The organism is Rubellimicrobium aerolatum, assembly GCF_017872975.1.
GTDB classification, from domain to species: domain Bacteria; phylum Pseudomonadota; class Alphaproteobacteria; order Rhodobacterales; family Rhodobacteraceae; genus Rubellimicrobium; species Rubellimicrobium aerolatum.
Window position 1 is genome coordinate 1 of record NZ_JAGGJP010000045.1, and the last position, 3,084, is coordinate 3,084.

4 protein-coding genes and 2 pseudogenes are annotated in these 3,084 nt (G+C 61.2%); 2 read left to right on the plus strand and 4 right to left on the minus strand.

Features of this window, described 5'->3' with window-relative positions; translation table 11 throughout:
- Window positions 1–442 precede the first annotated feature (442 nt).
- Window positions 443–643: pseudogene (locus J2Z33_RS19035) on the plus strand (IS4/Tn5 family transposase DNA-binding protein); the annotation flags it as partial.
- A 214-nt stretch (window positions 644–857) separates the two neighbouring features.
- Here J2Z33_RS19035 and J2Z33_RS18590 read toward each other — a convergent pair.
- The gene (locus J2Z33_RS18590; RefSeq protein WP_245218977.1) at window positions 858–1,499 is read right to left on the minus strand and encodes a hypothetical protein; all 642 of its coding nucleotides are present in this window, start codon (window positions 1,497–1,499) and stop codon (window positions 858–860) included.
- Between the two features lie 56 nt (window positions 1,500–1,555).
- Here J2Z33_RS18590 and J2Z33_RS17955 point away from each other — a divergent pair, with 56 nt between their 5' ends.
- Window positions 1,556–1,876 (plus strand): IS4 family transposase, encoded by a 321-nt coding sequence (locus tag J2Z33_RS17955; protein ID WP_209843615.1) that lies wholly within the window; start codon window positions 1,556–1,558, stop codon window positions 1,874–1,876.
- A 27-nt stretch (window positions 1,877–1,903) separates the two neighbouring features.
- On the opposite strand, the pseudogene J2Z33_RS17960 reads toward J2Z33_RS17955, so the two are convergent.
- From J2Z33_RS17960 to J2Z33_RS17970, 3 genes and pseudogenes are all read right to left on the minus strand, one after another.
- A pseudogene (locus J2Z33_RS17960) lies at window positions 1,904–2,044 on the minus strand (transposase); the annotation flags it as partial.
- 109 nt (window positions 2,045–2,153) lie between these two features.
- A complete protein-coding gene (locus tag J2Z33_RS17965) occupies window positions 2,154–2,390 on the minus strand; it encodes a hypothetical protein (protein ID WP_209843611.1) in 237 nt (78 codons plus the stop codon).
- On the minus strand, window positions 2,390–2,572 hold the full coding sequence (locus J2Z33_RS17970) for a hypothetical protein (RefSeq protein WP_209843613.1): 183 nt from the start codon (window positions 2,570–2,572) through the stop codon (window positions 2,390–2,392). The genes J2Z33_RS17965 and J2Z33_RS17970 overlap by 1 nt, the downstream gene beginning before the upstream one ends.
- Window positions 2,573–3,084: the final 512 nt, after the last annotated feature.

A 3,084-nucleotide genomic window follows, 5' to 3' on the forward strand; every position in this document is an offset into this window, starting at 1 on the left:
CGGGCCGTGGGATGTGACCAGTCATGATGTGAACAGTACTCCTACCCCTTAGGGAAGTGGGAGACCCTGTCCGGTCAGTTCGGGGGCAGCTTCACACCGCACCAACCCCTCGCCGTCCTTAGCGTATGCCTGTGCCCGTTCTATGTGCTGGCCCCCAGTGGCGGACCAAGGCTTGATGTTGTCCAGCCCGAGGATGCCGTGCTCGAGGTGGAGCCTGACCCACGTCGGATGCCGAAAGAACCTCCACCTGCGATATGACCTTAGAGCCTGCCATAAGGTCAGGGTCTTACCCGACCTCCTACGCCAGCGTCAGACGGCCCCCGCCGGCTTGCGATTACCCATAAGTTGTTGAGCTGCTTACAGCGAATGCTGGAAGTTTGTTGAGTCGGATGAGTCGGTTGTGACTCCGTTCCTCGCATCTTGGGGTAGTATGAGGTGCGTGATGTCGGGTCAGAGCTACGAGGGCCGGGCTGGCGGCGACCACTGGTCGCACGGCGAGGTGGACGAGGCAGCCTTCAAAGACGCTCGGCTGGGCCGACGCTTTGGCGATCTTCTGTCCTGCCTGAGCGACCGGATGGGCGGCACGATCCCGCTCGCCTGCCAGAACTGGGCGAGCACCAAGGCAGCCTACCGGTTCTTCTCCAACCCCAAGGTCGAGGAAGGCGAGATCCTCGCCGGCCACTTTGCGGCGACGAACGCGCGGTATGCCGCCTGCCATGGGCCGGTCCTCGTTCTCCAGGACACGACCGAGTTCACCTACCAGCGGCGACATCCCGGCGAGCTTGGCTTCACGAAGGCCATCAACTCGGGACGCGACAAAGAGGGCCGGCTTCGCCACCACGCGGTGTGCGGGATCCTCATGCACTCATCCCTGGCCGTGACCGAGGCCGGGCCTTCCGCTCGGCCTTGCCGCCGTCAAGTTCTGGAACCGAGACAAGTTCAGGGGCACAGCCCAGCTCAAGCGGAAGATCAATCCGACGCGGGTCCTGATCGAAGCCAAAGAGAGCGTCCGCTGGCTCGAGAACCTGCGGCAGTCCATCGCGCTGCTGGGTCAGCCGGGGCGCTGCGTGCATGTCGGCGACCGCGAGAGCGACATATATGAGCTCTACTGCTTGGCCCGCTAGCTTGGCGCCCACTTCGTCGTGCGCACCGTCGTCGACCGGCTCGCCGGCAGCGGCGACCACACGGTCGAGGCCGAGATGCTCAAGGCTCCTAGTGCCCGGACGCATGCGATCGCCATCCGGGTCGACGGCGACAAGGTCGAGCAGGTCACCTTCGACATCCGCACCAAGCGGATCCGCGTCCTGCCGCCGATCGGCAAGTAGAAACGCTACCCAGCGCTGGATCTGACGGTCATCCATGCCGTCGAGGTGGCCGCGCCGGCCGGGTGCAAGCCCATCGTCTGGAAGCTGCTGACCGATCTCGAGGTGGCAAGCCTTGCCGAGGCCGTCGAGAAGATCCGGTGGTATGCCTTGCGTTGGAAGATCGAGGTCTTCCAAAGATCCTCAAGTCCGGCTGCCGCGCCGAGGACACAAAGCTGCGAACCGCCGACCGCTTGGCCAACTTCGTCGCCCTCTTCTGCATCGTGAGCTGGCGCGTCATGTGGATGACCATGGTGGCGCGAGCCAAGCCCGAGGTCCGACCCGAGGTCGCGTTCACAGGCGCCGAGATCGCCATCCTCGACGGGCTCGTTGCCGACCGCGGCAACCGCAGAGCCAAGCCGGGCACCGTCGAACTCTATCTCACCAAGCTCGCCCGCCTGGGCGGCTATCTCGCAAGAAAGACAGACCCGCCACCGGGCAACACCGTCGTCTGGCGCGGCCTGCGGCGCCTTGCCGACATCCAGCTCGGCTCGGACCTCGCCACTTATGGGTAATCGCAAGCCCCGCCGGAGGGATACGCGCCATCTCAAGCCATTGCGATTGACGAAGGTGATATCGCAGAGCACCCGCCGGTCATCCACCCGGGGGCGTCCGTGGCTCTTGGGAAAGAACGGACGCAAACGCTCCATCTGCTCGTCCGTCAGCCAGTACAGGTTGCTCATCCTCACCCCGAAGAACCGGGAGCTTGAATCACACCGGCGCACCGGGAGCGAGCAGATCAATGGGTCCTGAACCTAGTCGCCGATAGCGTCTGGCGCTAGAAGGTTCAAACTATCCGAAAAAATAGACCGCGACCGAAATCCAGATGACCAGACTAACCAAGATCGACCATCCGAGCATCTTGGCTAAGGCACGATCGTCCTCGCACTCGTAGAGGCGAAGCCCGTTGTTTCTGAACAACTCGCTGTAATCGTCGTCCTTGCTGCGGTTTTCATTCATAACGCGGATCTCCTTCGATAATGAATAGGCTTCAACCATGACACCGGGTGCTAGGGCAAAAGCCAGCATCAAGCATCACTGGTGATTGCTCGGTCTTCTATGACGTCCTTCCGTTCGAGCTTGGTCAACTCTTCGGTCCAGCCCCTGATTGTCATCCGAAGATCATGATCCAGGCGCTCAAGGCCGTTCAACTCTGCAAACTCGCGCATATCATCCAACAAAGGTAAGATCCAAGTGAAGCCACGTTCCACGACGCCTCCTTCGAACCAGGACTGTCTCAGATCCCTTCAAGATCTTGGAGGAGAACGCTTCGGTGTGTTGCTCGCTCCCTAGCATGCCGACCCACGTCCTGCCAACGTGCGGCATGCCGCCTGCTAACAGCCTTGGCTCATGACTGGGGCAGCTTTAAGGCAGCAGGGCCGATCTGAAAGCAGAATGTCTGGCTGGACGCACCACGCGGCGACCTCTCGCCATTGGTACGTCACCTACGGCCCCCTCAAGCTTGCGAGCACCTGTTTCATGTCCTTTGGACAGGCATCGAACCTGCTTTTATAAACACGTGTAATATCAATGATTTAATTTGTCTAAGCCGAGAGAATTGGAGGACTGGGTAGTCGACCACGGCTGCGTTATCCACACACACACGGTCTGTGGCAGGGACCAGGAGATGTTGTTGCCCCTGAATGACCGGACAGGATCAGGTTGTTGTCTGATCCGCGATGAACTCGCGGGGTGATCTGTATCCGAGCGCCCGGTGGGGGTG

Bases quoted from the DNA above. Each gene is read 5' to 3' on its own strand.
- J2Z33_RS17965 (WP_209843611.1), bottom strand. From the start codon at position 2,390: ATGCTGGCTTTTGCCCTAGCACCCGGTGTCATGGTTGAAGCCTATTCA.